General features: G+C 64.5%; 15 protein-coding genes and 1 pseudogene. All 16 read right to left on the bottom strand.

Features of this window, described 5'->3' with window-relative positions:
• Positions 1-100 precede the first annotated feature (100 nt).
• A complete protein-coding gene (locus AX735_RS23695; protein ID WP_060977808.1) occupies positions 101-3,259 on the bottom strand; it encodes an efflux RND transporter permease subunit in 3,159 nt (1,052 codons plus the stop codon).
• Positions 3,256-4,740: an efflux RND transporter periplasmic adaptor subunit gene (locus AX735_RS23700; RefSeq protein WP_060977809.1), complete on the bottom strand. Its 1,485-nt coding sequence runs from the start codon at positions 4,738-4,740 to the stop codon at positions 3,256-3,258. The genes AX735_RS23695 and AX735_RS23700 overlap by 4 nt, the downstream gene beginning before the upstream one ends.
• Positions 4,737-5,969, bottom strand: coding sequence for a TolC family protein (locus AX735_RS23705; RefSeq protein ID WP_060977810.1), 1,233 nt, complete (start codon positions 5,967-5,969; stop codon positions 4,737-4,739). Before AX735_RS23705 ends, AX735_RS23700 begins: the two co-directional genes overlap by 4 nt.
• 138 nt (positions 5,970-6,107) lie before the next feature.
• Positions 6,108-6,380, bottom strand: coding sequence for a hypothetical protein (locus AX735_RS23710; protein WP_067512508.1), 273 nt, complete (start codon positions 6,378-6,380; stop codon positions 6,108-6,110).
• An 86-nt stretch (positions 6,381-6,466) separates the two neighbouring features.
• Positions 6,467-6,829 carry a hypothetical protein gene (locus AX735_RS23715; protein ID WP_060977811.1) on the bottom strand — a complete coding sequence of 121 codons (363 nt, stop codon included), beginning with the start codon at positions 6,827-6,829 and terminating at the stop codon, positions 6,467-6,469.
• A 44-nt stretch (positions 6,830-6,873) separates the two neighbouring features.
• Positions 6,874-7,317, bottom strand: a complete 444-nt coding sequence (locus tag AX735_RS23720) for a DUF411 domain-containing protein (RefSeq protein ID WP_060977813.1) — start codon at positions 7,315-7,317, stop codon at positions 6,874-6,876.
• A 68-nt stretch (positions 7,318-7,385) separates the two neighbouring features.
• Positions 7,386-7,859 carry a DUF305 domain-containing protein gene (locus tag AX735_RS23725; RefSeq protein ID WP_066044097.1) on the bottom strand — a complete coding sequence of 158 codons (474 nt, stop codon included), beginning with the start codon at positions 7,857-7,859 and terminating at the stop codon, positions 7,386-7,388.
• A 58-nt stretch (positions 7,860-7,917) separates the two neighbouring features.
• Complete coding sequence (locus AX735_RS23730) at positions 7,918-9,063, bottom strand: copper resistance protein B (protein ID WP_066044094.1); 1,146 nt, start codon at positions 9,061-9,063, stop codon at positions 7,918-7,920.
• On the bottom strand, positions 9,060-11,069 hold the full coding sequence (locus AX735_RS23735) for a copper resistance system multicopper oxidase (RefSeq protein ID WP_231725744.1): 2,010 nt from the start codon (positions 11,067-11,069) through the stop codon (positions 9,060-9,062). Before AX735_RS23735 ends, AX735_RS23730 begins: the two co-directional genes overlap by 4 nt.
• A pseudogene (locus tag AX735_RS23740) lies at positions 10,964-11,557 on the bottom strand (aldehyde dehydrogenase family protein); the annotation flags it as partial. The pseudogene AX735_RS23740 and the gene AX735_RS23735, both read right to left, overlap by 106 nt.
• A gap of 262 nt (positions 11,558-11,819) precedes the next feature.
• Positions 11,820-12,257 carry a hypothetical protein gene (locus tag AX735_RS25465; RefSeq protein ID WP_052241806.1) on the bottom strand — a complete coding sequence of 146 codons (438 nt, stop codon included), beginning with the start codon at positions 12,255-12,257 and terminating at the stop codon, positions 11,820-11,822.
• 111 nt (positions 12,258-12,368) lie between these two features.
• Positions 12,369-12,809, bottom strand: a complete 441-nt coding sequence (locus AX735_RS23750; RefSeq protein ID WP_066044103.1) for a four-helix bundle copper-binding protein — start codon at positions 12,807-12,809, stop codon at positions 12,369-12,371.
• Positions 12,810-12,820: 11 nt separating this feature from the next.
• Positions 12,821-13,264, bottom strand: a complete 444-nt coding sequence (locus AX735_RS23755) for a DUF1622 domain-containing protein (protein ID WP_052241802.1) — start codon at positions 13,262-13,264, stop codon at positions 12,821-12,823.
• Positions 13,251-13,973 (bottom strand): cytochrome c3 family protein, encoded by a 723-nt coding sequence (locus AX735_RS23760; protein ID WP_039330744.1) that lies wholly within the window; start codon positions 13,971-13,973, stop codon positions 13,251-13,253. Before AX735_RS23760 ends, AX735_RS23755 begins: the two co-directional genes overlap by 14 nt.
• Positions 13,970-14,695 (bottom strand): hypothetical protein, encoded by a 726-nt coding sequence (locus AX735_RS23765; RefSeq protein ID WP_039330914.1) that lies wholly within the window; start codon positions 14,693-14,695, stop codon positions 13,970-13,972. Before AX735_RS23765 ends, AX735_RS23760 begins: the two co-directional genes overlap by 4 nt.
• A complete protein-coding gene (locus tag AX735_RS23770; RefSeq protein ID WP_407668279.1) occupies positions 14,695-16,617 on the bottom strand; it encodes an FAD-binding oxidoreductase in 1,923 nt (640 codons plus the stop codon). Before AX735_RS23770 ends, AX735_RS23765 begins: the two co-directional genes overlap by 1 nt.
• Between the last annotated feature and the right edge of the window lie 189 nt (positions 16,618-16,806).

Genomic DNA, 16,806 nt, shown 5'->3' on the forward strand with positions numbered 1-16,806 from the left:
GGTGCCGCCGTATTCGTCGCTGCCGCCTCATTGGTCTCGGTCTTCGAGCCACATGCAGCAAGGGCAGCGGTCAGGGCCAGGACGGACAGAGCGTGAACTTTCATTGCAGGTTCCTTTCGTGGTGCTTCATTGGGATCGAGGGTTGAGAAGACCGCTGCCTCAGAAGCAGATAGGCGGCGGGGATGACGAACATCGAGAGAAGCGGCGCGGTCAGCATGCCGCCGACCATGGGTGCGGCAATCCGGCTCATGACTTCCGAGCCGGCGCCGGAGCCGACGAGGATCGGCAAAAGCCCCGCGATAATGACGGCGACGGTCATCGCCTTGGGCCGGACCCTGAGCAGCGCGCCTTCGCGCACCGCTTCTGCAATATCTTCGTGCGACGGCCTCTCGCCCCGCGCCTCGAGGGCATCCCTGAGATAGATCAGCATCACGACGCCGAACTCGGCGGCGACGCCGGCAAGCGCAATGAACCCGACGCCGGTCGCGACCGACTGGTGATAGCCGAGCAGGTAGAGGATCCAGAAACCGCCGGTGAGCGCGAAGGGGATTGTGCCCATGATGAGCACTGCCTCGTCGAGCCGCCGGAAGATGAGGTACAGCAGCAGGAAGATGATCGCGAGCGTCGCCGGCACGACGATCTTCAGCCGGTCGATCGCGCGCGCGAGATATTCGAACTGGCCCGAATAGGCGAGGCTGACACCCGACGAGAGCTTGACCTCGCGGGCCACCGCAGTCTGCAGATCATCGACCACCGAGGCGAGATCGCGTCCCCGGACGTCGACATAGACCCAGGTCGATGGCCGTCCGTTCTCGGTCTTCAGCATCGGCGGTCCGTCGCTGATCGCGATCTGCGCGACGCTGCCCAGCGTGATCTGCTGGCCCGATGGCGTGAGCACCGGAAGAGCGCGCAGTGCGTCCGGACTGTCGCGCAACTCGCGCGGGTAGCGGACATTGATGGGATAGCGCGCCAGCCCCTCGACGGTTTGGCCGACATTCTCGCCGCCGATCGCGCCCGCGACGATCGCCTGGACATCGGAGATGTTGAGGCCATATCGCGCGGCGGCGATCCGATCGATCTGCACATCGACATAACGCCCGCCTGTCAGCCGCTCGGCGAGTGCGGAGCTCACTCCGGGCACTCCCTTCGCGACCCGTTCCACCTCGCGCGCGATATGGTCGATGGCGGCAAGATCCGACCCAGAGACCTTGACCCCGATCGGGCTCTTGATGCCGGTCGCCAGCATGTCGATCCGGTTGCGGATGGGCGGCACCCAGATGTTGGCGAGGCCGGGTACTTTCACGGTGCGGTCGAGCTCCTCGACCAGCTTCTCCGGAGTCATGCCGGGCCGCCATTGCTCGCGCGGCTTGAAGCGGATCGTCGTCTCGAACATCTCGAGCGGGGCGGGGTCGGTCGCGCTCTCCGCGCGCCCCGCTTTCCCGAACACGCTCTGGACCTCAGGCACCGACTTGATCATGCGATCGGTCTGCTGGAGCAGCTCCGAGGCCTTGGCGGCAGAGAGCCCCGGCAGCGCCGAGGGCATGTAGAGAAGATCGCCCTCGTTCATCGCCGGCAGGAATTCGCCGCCGAGCCGGGACAGCGGCCAAGCGGTCGTCAGGAAGACCAGCCCCGCGAGGACGAGGGTCGCCTTGGGTTTCTTCAACACCCAGTCGATGGCGGGACGATAGGCCCGCGTCAGCGCGCGGTTGACCGGATTGGCCTGCTCGGAAGGAATCTTGCCCCGGATGAGCCAGCCCATCAGCACCGGAACCAGCGTCACGGACAGGATCGCCGCGGCCGCCATGGTGTAGGTCTTGGTGAACGCGAGCGGCGCGAAGAGACGCCCTTCCTGTGCTTCCAAAGTGAAGACGGGCACGAAGGACAGGGTGATGATGAGGAGCGAGAAGAAGAGCGCGGGACCCACCTCGCGCGCCGCGTCGGTGATCACCGTCCAGCGCGCCCCCCCGGCCAGCTCTTCACCGGGATGATCATGCTCCCATTGCTCGATCCGCTTGTGGGCGTTCTCGATCATCACGATCGCGGCGTCGACCATGGCGCCGATCGCGATCGCGATCCCGCCCAAGGACATGATGTTGGCGTTGACGCCCTGGAAATGCATCACGATGAAGGCGGCGAGGACGCCAAGCGGCAGCGTGACGATCGCGACAAGCGCCGAGCGCACGTGCCAGAGGAACAGCGCGCAGACGATCGCCACAACCACGAACTCTTCGGCAAGTTTGTGCGTGAGGTTCTCAATCGCGGCATCGATGAGGTGCGAGCGGTCATAGGTCGGCACGATCGCGACGCCGCGCGGCAGGCTCTTCTTTAAGAGCTCGAGCTTGTCCTGCACCGCCTGGATAGTGGCACGTGCGTCTGATCCCGAACGCAGGATGACGACTCCGCCCGCCACTTCGCCGTCGCCGTCGAGCTCGGCGATACCGCGGCGCATTTCGGGGCCAAGCTGGATGGTCGCGACGTCGCCGAGCGTTACCGGCACGCCGCCGGCCGCAGTGCGCAGCGGTATGGCGCGGAAGTCGTCGAGCGTCTGAAGATAGCCCGAAGCGCGCACCATATATTCGGCCTCGCCCAGCTCGAGGACCGAGCCTCCGGTTTCCTGGTTGGCCTGCCCGATCGCCGCGACGGCCTGCGCGTGGGTGATGCCGTAACCGGCAAGCTTCACCGGATCGAGCACGACCTGATATTGCTTGACCATGCCGCCGATGCTGGCGACTTCGGCCACCCCAGGCAGGCTCTTGAGCTCGTAGCGGAGGAACCAGTCCTGGAGCGACCGCAGCTGCGCGAGGTCGTGTCCGCCGGTCCGATCGACCAGCGCATATTGATAGACCCACCCCACCCCGGTGGCGTCGGGGCCGATCGCGCTGCGTGCGGTGTCAGGCAAGCGGCCCTGGACCTGGTTGAGATATTCAAGGACGCGCGAGCGCGCCCAATAGAGGTCGGTCCCATCGGCGAAAATGACATAGACGAAGCTGTCGCCGAAGAAGGAATAGCCGCGCACGGTCTTCGCCCCGGGCACCGACAGCATCGTCGTCGCGAGCGGGTAGGTGATCTGATTTTCGACGATCTGGGGGGCTTGGCCCGGATAGCTCGTGCGGATGATGACCTGGGTGTCGCTGAGGTCGGGCAGCGCGTCGATCGGCGTGCTGCGCAAGGCAAGGAGTCCGCCGAGGACGAGCGCCAGGGCGCCGAGCACTACGAACAGGCGGTTGTTAGCCGACCAGTCGATGAGACGGCCGATCATCGCGCCGCCTCGCGGCTCAGCGTGCGAACAACTGGACCTTCCGCCGCTTGGTCGAAGCCGAAGACGACGCGGTCGCCCTTCTTGAGCCCGCGCGCGAGCGCCGGGCTCCCCAGCTTGAACGTCATCGTCATGGCGGGCCATTTGAGCGCGGGGACAGGGGCGTGACTGAGGGTAATCCGGTCGCCCGCGATGCTTTCGATCCGGCCGCTCGCGCGATAGGCGCCGTTGGATGTCGTTTCCGGTCGCGGAGTTGGGGCTGCCCCGCCGATCGGGCGCGCCTCGATTCCCGAGAGGCTGGCCTCGGAGTCGATCAGGAACTGGCCGGAAGCGACGATCTTCTCCCCCTCGGCGAGGCCGGCAAGGATTTCGGTCTGGCCTCCTGACTCGGCGCCGGTCTGCACCTCGGCGGGCCGATAGCGCCCTTGCGCCAGCGCCAGCATGACGAGCGAACGCTTGCCGGTCCGAATGACCGCCTCCGAGGGGACGAGCAGTGCCGGCCGCGCAGCGTCGCCGAGATCGACCGAGGCGAACATGCCAGGGCGCAGGCGCCCGGCTCGGTTGGAAAGTTCGATCCGCACGGTGAGCGTCCGGCTTTCGGCGGCGACGCTTGGGAGGATCGCGGCGATGCGGCCGGTGAAGCGCTCGCCCGGATAGGCGGCGAGGGTCGCGGTCGCGCTCTGGCCTGGGCGAAGCCTGCCGGCCATCGCCTCCGGCACGGCGGCATTGAGCCACACCGTACCGAGCCCATTCACCTCGGCGAGTGTCTGACCGCTCGCGACCGTCATCCCGGCCCGGACGCCGAGCGTCTTGATTGTGCCGCCGGTCGGCGCCGAAATCGTCATCACATTGTGCGGTCGCCCGCTCCGCTCGACTGCGGCCACCGTTCCGGTGGGCATGCCCAGCAAGAGCAGGCGCTGACGGGCCGCGCGAGCGAGGCCCGCATCACCGATCCGCCGGGCGGCCAGATATTCCGCCTGTGCGCCCGCCCATTCCGGCACCAGTATGTCGGCGAGCGGGGCGCCTGCCCCGATCACATCGCCCGGCGCGCGCGCATAGACCCGTTGGACGAAGCCGCCAGTTCGCGCCTGGACGATGGCGACGTCGCGCTCGTTGAACTCGATTGTACCGGTCGCCGCGAGGCCCGATCCCAGCGTGCCCGTTCGCGCCTCCGCGATGCGCAGGCCAAGCGATTGCGTGCGGCTTGGGTCGATCGCCACGCCGGTCTCGCCGCTCGCCGCTTCGTCGACATATTTGGGGACAAGCTCCATATCCATGAAAGGCGATTTGCCCGGCTTGTCGAAATGCTGGCTCGGGACCATCGGATCGTACCAGTAGAGGATCTTGCGTCCGCTTTGCGCTGTTGCTCCAGGCGGAGACTCATGGCGCCAATTCGCGAGGCCATAGCCGAGGCCACCCGCCGCGAGTGCGAGCGCCGCGGCGGCCATGCCCAGCTGCGCGCGCGAGCTTGTGTCGAATTTCATTGGCTGTTCCCCCCAAAGGTGAAGACGAGCCGCACAGCATCGCGCGCGACTTCGGCCTCCCTGTCGAGCAATTGCAGTTCGATGTCGGCAAGCATGGTCTGGGCCTCGATCACGTCGAGCAGCCCGGCGCGACCCGCCGCATAGCTGGCCGTCTCGAGCTCAGCGCGATTGCGCGCGAGCGGCAGCAGCGTGTCGCGTGCGCGCATCCATTGCTCATGGTGCATGTCATGGTCGGCAAGGCCGGCTTCGAGATCGGCGAGCAGCGACCGGCGCATGTCCTCCTGCTCAGCCATCGCCGCGCCGGCGTTCGCGGTACTGGAGGCGATCATCGGGTCCTGCCGCCGTTTGGCAAAAAGGGGCAGGCTGACGGTGACGCCGGCCGAGACCATGTCGCCATAACGGTCTGCGCGGCGCTGATAGGCGACGTCGAAGCCCCAGTCGGGACGTTTATCGGCGCGGGCGATGGCAACGTCAGCCTCGGCCTGGGCGACCCGGGCACTGGCGGCGCCGAGATCGGGATGCTCCGCTAATGCGGCTCGCAAAGTCGTTGCATCGACCGTGAGCGCTGGGACGTCGCCAACGGTTTCAGGCGCCGACTCGCCGGTCCAGCGCGAAAGGAGCGCGCGCTGACGTCCCACTTCGGCGGCGAGCTCGCTCCGGCGGTCTTCCAGCACCGCGAGCGACTGCCGAACCTGCAGCGTCTGTGCGGGGCGGGCCGCGCCCGAGGCAACACCCGACTTTGCCGCGGAGGGAAGGGGGGCGAGCCGGGAAACTATGCCGTTGAGGGCGGCAAGACGACGCTCCGCATAGGCGAGATCGATCCAGGCCAGCGCCGTCGCCACCTTGACCCGCCTGCTCTCGGACAGAAAGGTTGCTTCCGCCGCCTGGACATCAGTCCGCGCTCTGCTTGAGCGCGCACGTCGCTTGGCGGCGTTGGGGACCTCCTGCGAGATCCCTAGCCGCGCCATCGTCATGCTGTCTTCGACGAAGCTGCCCGCTGGCGGACCCGACACCGGGAAATTGTCGATTCCGAGTCCAAGCTTGGGATCAGGAAGCTGCCCTGCGGCGGGCAGCGCAGAACGACGCGCATCAGCCTCCAGCGCCTTGGCGCGAAGCGAGGGAGCCTGTGCCTCGGCTCGGGCGAGCGCCTCCTCGAAGCGAAGCTGCCCGGCGAGCGCGGGATTCGTGGTCAGAGCGAGCACAGGGACGGCTAAGAAGAAGGTACGCATGGAGGACTCCCATTGCAGAGGATCCCGGGCCGTGAAGGACAAATTATGAGTGCCAACGCGCGCCGACGCGGTCTCTTGCCCGCGCCGGCGCGACGCGCCTGGCCTCACTGTTCTATCCTATCGGCCGGGAACCGTGGCTCAGCCGGCCGAAGACGACATGTTGCCTTCATGCATGGATTTCATGCAATCGGCCGCGCTCGTCTTCATCATGTCGCAGGCGCAGTTCGCCATCTGCGCGCTGTCGGGCACCCACACGCGCTTCTGCGCCGGGCCGGTCGCTCGCGGCCCATATTGCGGCACTGACTTCCATTCCCAGCGCCCTTGCGGCGCACTGCTCTGGTCGGCAGCCCATGCGGGCGCGGCGAGGCTGAAGACCGCCAGCAGGGCGGCCAAAATCGACTTCTTGATCATCACGAATATCCTTGACTGTATGGAGAGGCATCGCGGGCGTCTGGACGCGACAAGAAGCCGCGCGCCTGACGGGCGCGATTGTTCAATCAGCCAAGGAGGGTGGGGGGCTCCGGCTCGGGTGCGTACTCGTGCCCCTGCAGGACGCTGACGGTGGTCCAGAAAATAGCCTGGTTGTGAATCCACGGCGATGCGGGCGCGGGCACTGCATTACCCAGCACGATTGGCACAACGCATCCCATCGCCCCGATACAATCGAGCGTAAGCCCCTTACACGGTGTTCCTTTTGGCGCGGGCTGCTGCTTGGCCATCATTGCCATGCAATCGGCGTCCATCGCCATCGCTGTGGGCGCACGCGCCGCGACGGGCACGCCGTGCGCATAGGCCAGCTGCGCCCCGAAGAGGCCGAAGAGCGCTCCGACAAGGAGCAGAGAGGCGAGCAAGCGTTTCAAGACGTTTCTATCTATCGCAGCCTAATCTTTCCGACAATCGCCATCTATCCTTGATGGCGCGCAAATATTCGTGTGCCTGATGGACCGAATGCGACGACGACATAGGGGTCGCCGCGACGACCCGGCACCTCCATGCCCGGCGATCCCACCGGCATTCCGGCCACGGCTAGGCCAGTGACGCCCTTCGGGCGCTGGGCGAGCACCCGCTTCATGTCTGCGATGGGAACGTGACCTTCGAAGACCAGGCCGTCGATGACTGCGGTATGGCAGGAGGACAGCGAGGCCGGAACGCCGCGCGTGCCTTGGAAAGTGGCGCGAGACTGATCGTCTACCATCCTGATCTGCCGCCCGAACTGTGCGCGGACTTGTGCCGCCCATTGCTCGCAGCACCCACATCCCGGGTCGCGGTGAACCACGATCGGGCCCGCCGCATTTGCAGCGGTTGCCAAAAGCATCAATGCGGCTCCAAGCAGATGGCGCTTCAGCATGTTCGGTCCTCTTTCCTTCATCTGCCTATACGCGGTCGGGAGAAGAACCCCTCGAAATATGCCGCGCGTCAATTGAGGCGCACAAGGATGACCTTCATCTGTTCGATCTCGCGGCGCTGAGAGTTTCGGATTTCGCCGCACAGGCGCTTGACCTCTGCATCCCGGAGATTCGCTTCGCGGCACATCAGGATGGCGCCTGAATGATGTGGGATCATCGAACGCAGGAAGGCGACGTCGTCGATTGTCGTTTGGGATCGGATCAGCGCGAATGACCCAAAGAAAACGGCCACCGATACGACGATGATCGCAAGATTGGCGGAGCGCGATGCAAACATGTGCTTCATCGCCAGAATCATCAGCACCACCATGGGTGCTACCATCATCAGCGTCATGTAGAGCATGTTGAGATTGTTGTAGAAGCTGTCGAGGCTGTCGATCATGACGAACATCACGAGGTACATGATGACGGCGCCGATCAAGGTCTGCAGGGCAAGACTCAAATAGCCGTTCATCTTGCTTCCTGCGTTCTGCGAATGGTCCATCTCACTCTCCTGTCGGTCCCGCCCGGATATCAGTCCGCCTCACGTCCTCGGTGAGCGCTCAGAACCAGATTCGGACGCCAGCGACAAAACTCGTCGTTGTCGGATCTTCCCCGTCGTCGCGCGCGTAACGGGCGGTCTGGCCGCTTTTCGCGTCGTAGGACACACCCACATAGGGTGCGAGCTTGCGCGTGATTTCATAGCGCAGCCGCAAGCCCAGCTCTGCATTGGAAAGACCGGCCCCGATGCGATTTTCCGGTACGTCTTGCGCAGCGAAGTTCAGTTCGACCCTAGGCTGCAAGACCAGGCGCTGGGTTAGGCGCTGATCATAATAGCCCTCGACGCGCCCGAGCAGGTCGCCCTTGTCCGAGAGGAAGACAGCGCCCTCGACCTCAAACCAATAAGGGGCAAGCCCTTCGAAGCCAAGCACGGCATAGGCGCGTGAGGGATTGGGCTTGAAGTCGTAGCGCACACCTGCCTGGAGATTGAAATAGGGTCCTATCGCGCGGCTGTAGAGCGCCTGGATCTCTGCGGCTTCTACGCCGTCGCGGAAAGCGCCTTCTCCTTCGGATTTAAGCGTCAGCCGGTTGATGTCGCCGCCGAACCAAGCCTCGCCGTCCCACCGATAGCCGTCACGGCCTTTGCGGGCCTGATATTCGGCAAGGTTGAACATCACCTGCGACAGCGTCTGGCCGCCTTCTTCTGCCATCATTTTCCGGCGCGCCAGCGCCATTTCGGCCGGGGGAAACTGGCGATCGGCATAATGGTCCATTGGTGGCCTTGGAGCCGGCGCGCTGCCGGCAGGCAGTGCCGTACCGGTCGGCTGCATGGTCGGCATCGCGCTCATGTCGTGGCCGGCATGCTCGTTTTGCATGTCCATGCCCGGCATGGCGTCATCAGCCATGGTCTTTGAGGGGTCTTCGGACATGCCCGGCATGTTGGAGTGATCCATGCCCTGCATATCATGACCCTGATGCGCTGCCGGTGGCTGGGCAGGCTTGGGAGGCTCGCGCCTCACCGGGCGCGCCGCAGGCGCTGGTCGACGGGGTGCCGGTTTTCTCACCTTGGGCTTGGGCTTTGCAGCCTGTGGCTGTGCCGTCGGCATCGACATCCCCGGCATGTTGTGCATCGAATGATCCTGCGCGAACGCGGGTGCTGTGAGGACCATGGCGGACGATGCGGCGAGGAGAGCAGCGAGCCGCGTCATGCTGCCTCTCCTTTGGGACGGACGCTGACGATCCGCATCATGCCGGCATGCATGTGATAAAGTAGGTGGCAGTGGAAGGCCCAGTCGCCGACGGCGTCTGCAGTGAAATCCCAGGTCACCTTCCCGCCCGGCTGAACGATCACGGTATGCTTGCGCGGCCCATGATCGCCATGGCCGGTCACCAGCTCGAAGAAATGGCCATGAATATGGATAGGATGTCCCATCATGCTATCGTTGATCAGGTTCACCCGCACACGCTCGCCCTCGATGAACGGAATGGGCTCATGCACGTCGGACATCTTCTCGCCATCGAAGGACCACATGAAGCGCTCCATGTTGCCGGTGAGATGGATGTCGATACTGCGAGACGGCGCGCGCACGTCGGGATTGCGGTCGAGCGCCATCAGGTCCTTGTAGACGAGGACCTTGTGACCGACATCCTCGAGACCCTGGCCGGGTTCGCCAGTCCGATCCATTGGCATCGGTGAGATCGTCTGGACACCGGGGCCGCGCTTGACCTGAGGTGCGTTGGAGAAGTCGCGCATGTTCATCGCGCCCATATCCGTCGATCCCATGTCATGGCCCGCCATGGGCTGACTGCCGGCCATCGCACCATGGCCCATCGCCGCGTGATCCATGCCGGTCACACTGCCTTGACCCATGGAGGAATGGTCCATCGCTCCCATCGTGTTATGATCCATGCCCGCCATCTGCGGCTTGGTGCTTTGGATGGCCGCTCCGGCAGCGACGCCCGAAGCAAGTCGCCCCGACGCATTTTTCTCCGCTGTCGGATCGACTCCGCGAGACGAGTTCATGCCACCCGACATGTCCATGCCTTCCATGCCCTGCATGCCGGACATATCCATCCCCATGTCCTTCATCGTCGTGATGGGACGCTTTCGAAGAGGTGGAACCGGCGCGGTCATGCCGGCCCGAGGTGCTAGGGTTGCCCGCGCCATACCGGAGCGGTCGATAGCCTCGCCGACGAGCGTGAAGGCCTTGTCTTCGGACGGCGTGACGATTGCATCATAGGTCTCTGCAACGCCGATCTGGAACTCGTCGACCTCGATCGGCATGACATTTTGGCCGTCAGCCTGGACGATGGTGAGGCGTAGCCCCGGAATGCGGACGTTGAACGTCGTCATCGCGGAGGCATTGATAAACCGCAGACGGACCCGCTGGCCTGGCGTGAAAAGCGCAGTCCAGTTGTCAAACGGCCCATGGCCATTGACGAGATAGGTATAAGCGGCGCCTGTGGCGTCGGAGACGTCGGTCGGATCCATCCGCATCGCTCCCCAATCGACCCTATCCTTGAGCCGTTGGTCTTTGCCTGCGAGCAGACCGGCAAGTGTCTGCCGCTGGAAATTGAAATGGCCTGGATCGACCTTCATGCGCCGAAAGATCGCCTCTGGCGAAAGCTGGCTATGGTCGGACAGAACGATGACATGCTCGCGGTCGGACTGGACGGGGTCGGCGCCTGCAGGATCGATCACGATCGGGCCGTAATGTCCAAGCTGCTCCTGGAGGCCGGAATGGCTGTGGTACCAATAGGTGCCGTTCTGACGGACGGGAAACTCGTAGAGATAGCTCGATCGCGGCTTAATTCCCGGAAACGACACGCCAGGAACGCCGTCATGTTGGGGTGGCACGAGAAGGCCATGCCAGTGAATCGAGCTGTCTTCGTCGAGATCGTTGATCACGTTGAGCCGCACTGTCTGGCCTTCACGAAGGCGGATCAGCGGGGCCGGCACGGTGCCGTTGATGCCGATCGCGGCTGACCGGCGCCCATCGATCGTCATCGTTTGTCGTGCGATCTTCAGCGTTATATCGGTGCCCGATACGGTTGGAATCGGCACGGTGAGCCCCTCGGAAACCGGTTGGGCCCATGCCGGCAGCCAGTCAGCAGCGTGAGCGGCGTCTGTGAAGCCGGCTTGATGACCGTGCAGTTGCCGGCGGCAAGCGCCGGGGCGATCTTCCATGCCGCCATCAGCAGCGGGAAGTTCCATGGGATGATCTGGCCAACGACGCCGAGCGGCTCGCGGAAATGATAGGCGATGGTGTCGGCGTCGATCGTCGAGATCGTGCCTTCTTCCGCCCGGATGCAGCCGGCGAAATAACGAAAATGGTCGATCGCGAGCGGCACGTCGGCGGCGCGCGTCTCGCGGATCGGTTTGCCGTTGTCGATCGTCTCGGCAAGCGCCAGCAGTTCAAGATTGTGTTCCAGACGGTCGGCGATCCTGTTGAGCAGCGTTGCGCGCTCGGCCGGCGCAAGCCTCGCCCATTGGTCCTTGGCGGAGTGGGCAGCGTCGAGCGCGCGCTCGACATCTTCGGTGGTAGAGAGGGCGAACTCGGCGATCAGCGCGCCGTTGATCGGGCTCGTGTCGGCGAAATATTGGCCTGTGGAAGGCGGGCTCCAGCGCCCGGCGATGAAATTGTCGTAGCGATGCCGGAAAGTTGGCGCGGCATTGATTGTCTCGATGGCCTGTTCGAACATGATCCCGGTTCTTGTGTTGTCCTCGTCAAGTGTGTGCGTGACGGCCAAGCGCGGCCCTTGCGGCAGGATCCGGTTACCCCGTTCGCCCGCCGCCTATCGAGCATCGCTTGCACTCAGGGTTTGTCCCGCGATTTGAGTCTGACGGGAGCGCGCGTGGTCCTAGCGATACATGGCGCAAATCCGGCCCTTTGCGGCGAAGGGGGGCAAGAACGGCCCGCCGCCGGGGGCGGGGCGGCGGGCCGTCAGCTCCGGGGAGCGGAGTCTACATGTCATTCATCGGCATCGGTTTGTCCGAGGGCATCGCCATGGGCTTGTCCGCTGGCTTCATGCCTTTGCTCGGGCAACAATCCTTGCCCGGCTTCATCGGCATGCCCGCCTTGCCGCCTTGCGCCGCCATGCCGCCCATACCTTGTTGCTGCATGCCCTGCTGCTGCATGCCCTGCATGCCCATCTGGTGGTCCTGCATCATTTGATCGTGCATCTGCTGCCCGCCGTGATCCATGCCCTGCTGGTGCGCATGGTCCTGAGCGGCCGTGGTCGACGGCGGCGGCGGGGCGACAGGCGCTTTGGGTGATGCTGTGGGCTTTGGGGCCGTGACCGCAGGCATGTCGGCCGGCAGTTCGTCGGCCATCACATAGGCTACGCCGCCGACACTGGTGAGCAAGCCGAAAACAGTAAGATAGATGGCTTTCCGGGTCATTTCGCGTCTCCGCTAAACTGGCGATACTCTTGCGTTTTTCTCGCCGCTTCTTGGCTCTGCAATGGGACCACCCGCCGCTTGAAACTATACGTAGTTTGCGAAGCGCCCCGTTCAGTCGGCCATCGCGGCCATATGGCGGCAGCCTTCCGCACACCGTCTACAGGCTTCAGCGCAATGGGTCAGCTGCGGGTCGTCACGCCGCTGCTCGCATTCGCGAGCGCACTGGTCGCAAGCGTCCGCACAGGCTCGGCAAAGGATGGTGTGCAGCGCCGAGCGACGCAGCATCGAATTGGCCGTCGCCTGGCAGATTTCCGCACAATCGCTCAGGAGCGTGAGCAGCGGGGCGCTGGCCGGCGATCGGCTCGAGCTTGCGACATAGTTCGCCGTCTCCAAACACATGGCATGCGACGCGGCGCAAAGATCGATGCAGTCCTTCATCGGCATCGCCATTGCTGCGGCGTGCCCCGAACCATCGCTTGCGACAGCGCCGCTTGCCACTCCTGAAGCGAGAAGCGCCGTACCGCTCGCCAACAGGGTTCTGCGTTCGATCATCCTTACCTCCATCATGAACCGTTTGGATCGATCCCGGGATTCTCCCCGCAGCCGGGTTGGCCACCGCTACCTGCGGCAAGCGAGCGATGACGCGCCATGACGGTATCCTGCCAGGGCCAATGGCCATTGATCTCGACACCGAGCGAGATGCTGAGGAACGTGCGCACCAGGACCAGCCCGGCCAGTACGACCAGGTCGGCGATTGTCGGGTTGATCACCAGCGATTTGACGATGTCGCCTGCGACCAGGAATTCGAGACCCAGAAGAATGCTGCGCCCCAGCGTCGAACGGAAGGCGAGATAGGCGCGCGACCGGTCGCTCCCTCGAAACGCCCGGAGAAACACGCCACTGGCATAGGCCGCGCCGACCAGGATGACCAAGGTGCCGGCCAGATCCAGAACGACGACGGCCAGGTGGAAAAACTGGCTTAGCCAGGGCGCGTTAATGGTGATCATACCACCCCCGGCGCCGGATGTTGTTGAAGCTGTCGGTGGTATGGCAGGAATAGCACTGATCGACCCGGGCCTTCTCGCGTGCGGCCCGCTGCGAAACCATGCTGAAGTGTTCCATATAGTGGCTGGGAGGCGCTTTGTGACACTCGACGCACTGCGTCGAATTGGTCGAAGGGTGGCGATAGCTGGCAATCGTCCACGAATCGGTGCTGTGGCAGGTGGCGCAATCGGCGCCGAACAGCCCGAGATGCTTGTCCCTGATCGAATGGCAGCTCGCACAATCGAGCGTCGCACCGGACGTCGCCAGGGGTTTGCGGGATTGCATTTGCAGAGCCGGGCCGCTCCAGTTCTTCGGATCGAGCAACGCGGCGTGGCTCATTTGGACAATCCCCTGATTGCCCTGATGCTCGACATGGCAGGAACTGCATTGCGTGGCCTGGGAATGGAACATGGTCGATTGCTTGTCCCCGAACTCGGTTCCGGCGTGGCATGACAGGCAGGTCTTCGCCTCAACTCCCTTGAGGGGCGTGTGGCAGCTGGCGCATTGTCCGGCCAGCGACCGGTGGGCGCTCGACAAGGGTCCGGGAGCGACAAAACGCTCCACAATCCCGGCCTCGGAAGGCGCGTTCGTGCGCAAGGCCAATGGCGCACCCACCAGCAGAGCCACGGTCGCGAGAACGAAGAGCCAAAAAAGGAGGCGCGCAAACCTCATATCCAGCGCAATCCGAAATAGATCGCGGCGCCGATGTGGACGACAAGGACGGCGTAGAGAATGCAGCCGACCACGATGTGCAGCCACCGCCACTTGCCGAACAGGGCATCGGTTGCGCTTTCCGCCCGCACCGCGAATTCCATGTCCACCATTGCTCCGGCCAGGGATTCAGCGTCCTTCGCGGCGGGATCGGCGGGCCGCTCGGCGGAGACGAACAACAATCTGTGCCAGCGGCGCAGCGGGGGCGCTTCCGCCTCCTTGGCAATGGTCGCGTCGAGGCCAAGAAGCGCCGCTTGTAGCGAGGCCAGTTCGGATTTCCGTCCGCGCAGCGCCTTAGCCAACTGGCCCAGCAAATAGCGGCCGATGTAGCCGCTCAAGACCGTCAGCAATAGCGTCCCGGTCAAGACCAATCCGGCCGGGCTCTCCAAGCTATGCGCGGCGTGGACGAGGCCGAGGATCGCGGCCAGAACCCCGGCGTAGATGTGAATCGCCAGCAGCGTCGGCTTGCTGACACGGTGCGCGGTCGCCTCGGCGATCGATTTGACGTGCTTGACCAGGACATAGGGCAAGGTCAGCAGCATCAGCACCGCAGCCGCGATGCCAATGACCCCGCCAGCCAGGCTGCCCGGGAAGCGCGGAGAGACGTGCAGCAGATATCCCAACGGGAAGAGGATCACGAACGCGACCATGAGAGCAACCAGGATATCACCGCGCTCGCGCATCAGGCTTCCACCACCAGCGGCTGTCCGGCGCTCTTCGCCTGGCACGCCAGAATGTAACCCTTTTGCTTGTCCTCCGGATCGAGACCGGTCTCGACCGCCATCGTGACTTCACCCGAGATCAGCTTGGTGACGCAGACGCCACATTCGCCAATTCTGCAGGCATAGGAAATCTCGACGCCGGCGTCTTCGGCGGCTTCCAGCACAGTCTCCTCTGCGGACAACGGGGCCGAGACGCCCGAGACCGCAAAGGTCACCGTTGTTGGCGCCACGGCATCCTTGCGCTTCGTGCGTGCCGCCGCCGGACGCTCTTTCGTTTCGATCTCAGCCGCGTTGTCCGGCAAGGAGGCAGGGCCAAATGCCTCGGTGTGCAACTGCGCCTCGGGCACGCCAAGCTCCGCGAGCTGCGCGCGCATTGCCGCCATCATGCCGGGGGGACCGCACAGGTGGACCCGGCGCTTGGCTATGTCCGGCACAGCGGCGCGCAGCATTTCCAGGGTGATCGGCCCTTCCGGCCCAAGCCAGACGGTGCCCGCGGAGCGTTGCATTGCGGCCATCACATGAAGGTTGGCGAAGCGTCGCTCCAGCCGTTCGAGCTCGTCGCGAAAGACGAATTCTTCGGTCGAGCGCGCGCCATAGAGGAAGAAGATCTCTCCTGGCCAGGCGATGTCGGTAAGATAGCGCAGCACCGACATCATCGGTGTGATGCCGACGCCCCCGGCGATCAGGACGATGCTCTCGGCATCGGTTCCGGTGAAGGTGAACTCACCGAAGGGGCCCGTCACCTTGAGCAGATCGCCAGTCTTGACCTCATCGTGGAGAAACTTCGAAACCGCGCCCTGTTCCTCGCGCTTGACGGTGAGTTCGACGTAGGCCCGTTGCGTCGGCGAGGAGGCGATCGTGTAGGATCTTCGCACGGCTTTGTCCGCTTGCGGGGTGACCTCCACCTGCAAGAATTGGCCCGGCAGAAAGTCGAATGGCAGGCGATCCGCGCCGGGATCGGCCAATCGGAAGGTTTGGACCGTAGGCGTCTCGCGAACGATCTGAACGACCTTTAGCTGGCCCGACCACCGTTTCGAAGGACGCAAGGCCGCAGCCGGTGGGACGTCTTGCGTCGGCACGGCGTCGCGAGCCGGGGGAAGCGATTCCGGCAGCGGTTGCCCCGAGGTCCTGGCGAGGGCGGCAACGGGCGCCGCGACCGAAGGGCCGCTCGCGGCATTCGCCGCACCCATCAGCGTCCGGACACGGCGAAGCCGGAGCACTTGCAGCGCGATTAGACTGGCGCTGACCAAGGCGAGGAAGAGCATGAGCAAGAAGTGCGAAGGCGAAAGTCCAAACAATTGCCGAGCGCTTGCATGCGCCGGATCGGCGATGCCGAGCTGGTCGCGAAACCAGGTCTGCGCCGCGATCGGAGCTTGCGCTTCGCTCGCAAGCGCGGCTTGACCGGCAGCACCGCTCTTCAGAAGATCGAGCCCTTCGCGCAACTTCTTTGCCGCATCGAGCCGGGCTTGCGGGGTCGCGGCGTGCATTGCCGCCGCGTTGGCCGCTTCGACCATTGCCAAGCCGTCTGAGACGCGCTGTTCCGCCTGGCTGGCCAGAGCCTGCTTCTCCTCGGCCGAAGTGGCTGGCAATGTCAGCAGTTTGGCGAAAAACGGGCCGCGCCGGTTCGCTCCGCCATGTTCGCCTTCTCCGCCCATCATCTCCTGCATCATGTCCTGCATCATCGCGGACATGGCGCTATCGGCGGCGGGCTGGCCGCCCGGCTTGGCCCCGCCGTTGCTGCTCATGGGGGAGGGCGTAGCCATGGGCGACGGCGCGGCACCGCCTGGATGATGCGCGCTGTGCTCGTCGCCGTCCTGCGCGTGCGCCGGCATTGCCAGCGCACACGCAGCGATAGCGATCACAGCGCATCGGGGCTTCGGCATCGACATGGGGAACGCTCGATCGCCGCCTACATGTCCTGCATACCCCCGCTTGGCATCGAACTGCTCTGGTTGGTTGGCTGCGAGTCGGGAGCCGGGGTAGCGGGGTGGTTCATTCCCGGACCCATGCGCATGCTGTCGTGATCCATCTTCTGGCGCTGGTCGGCCTCCATCCGGTTGTGCATATCGTCG

It is taken from the genome of Blastomonas sp. CCH1-A6, from assembly GCF_001556365.1.
In the GTDB taxonomy this organism is placed as follows: Bacteria; Pseudomonadota; Alphaproteobacteria; order Sphingomonadales; family Sphingomonadaceae; genus Blastomonas; species Blastomonas ursincola.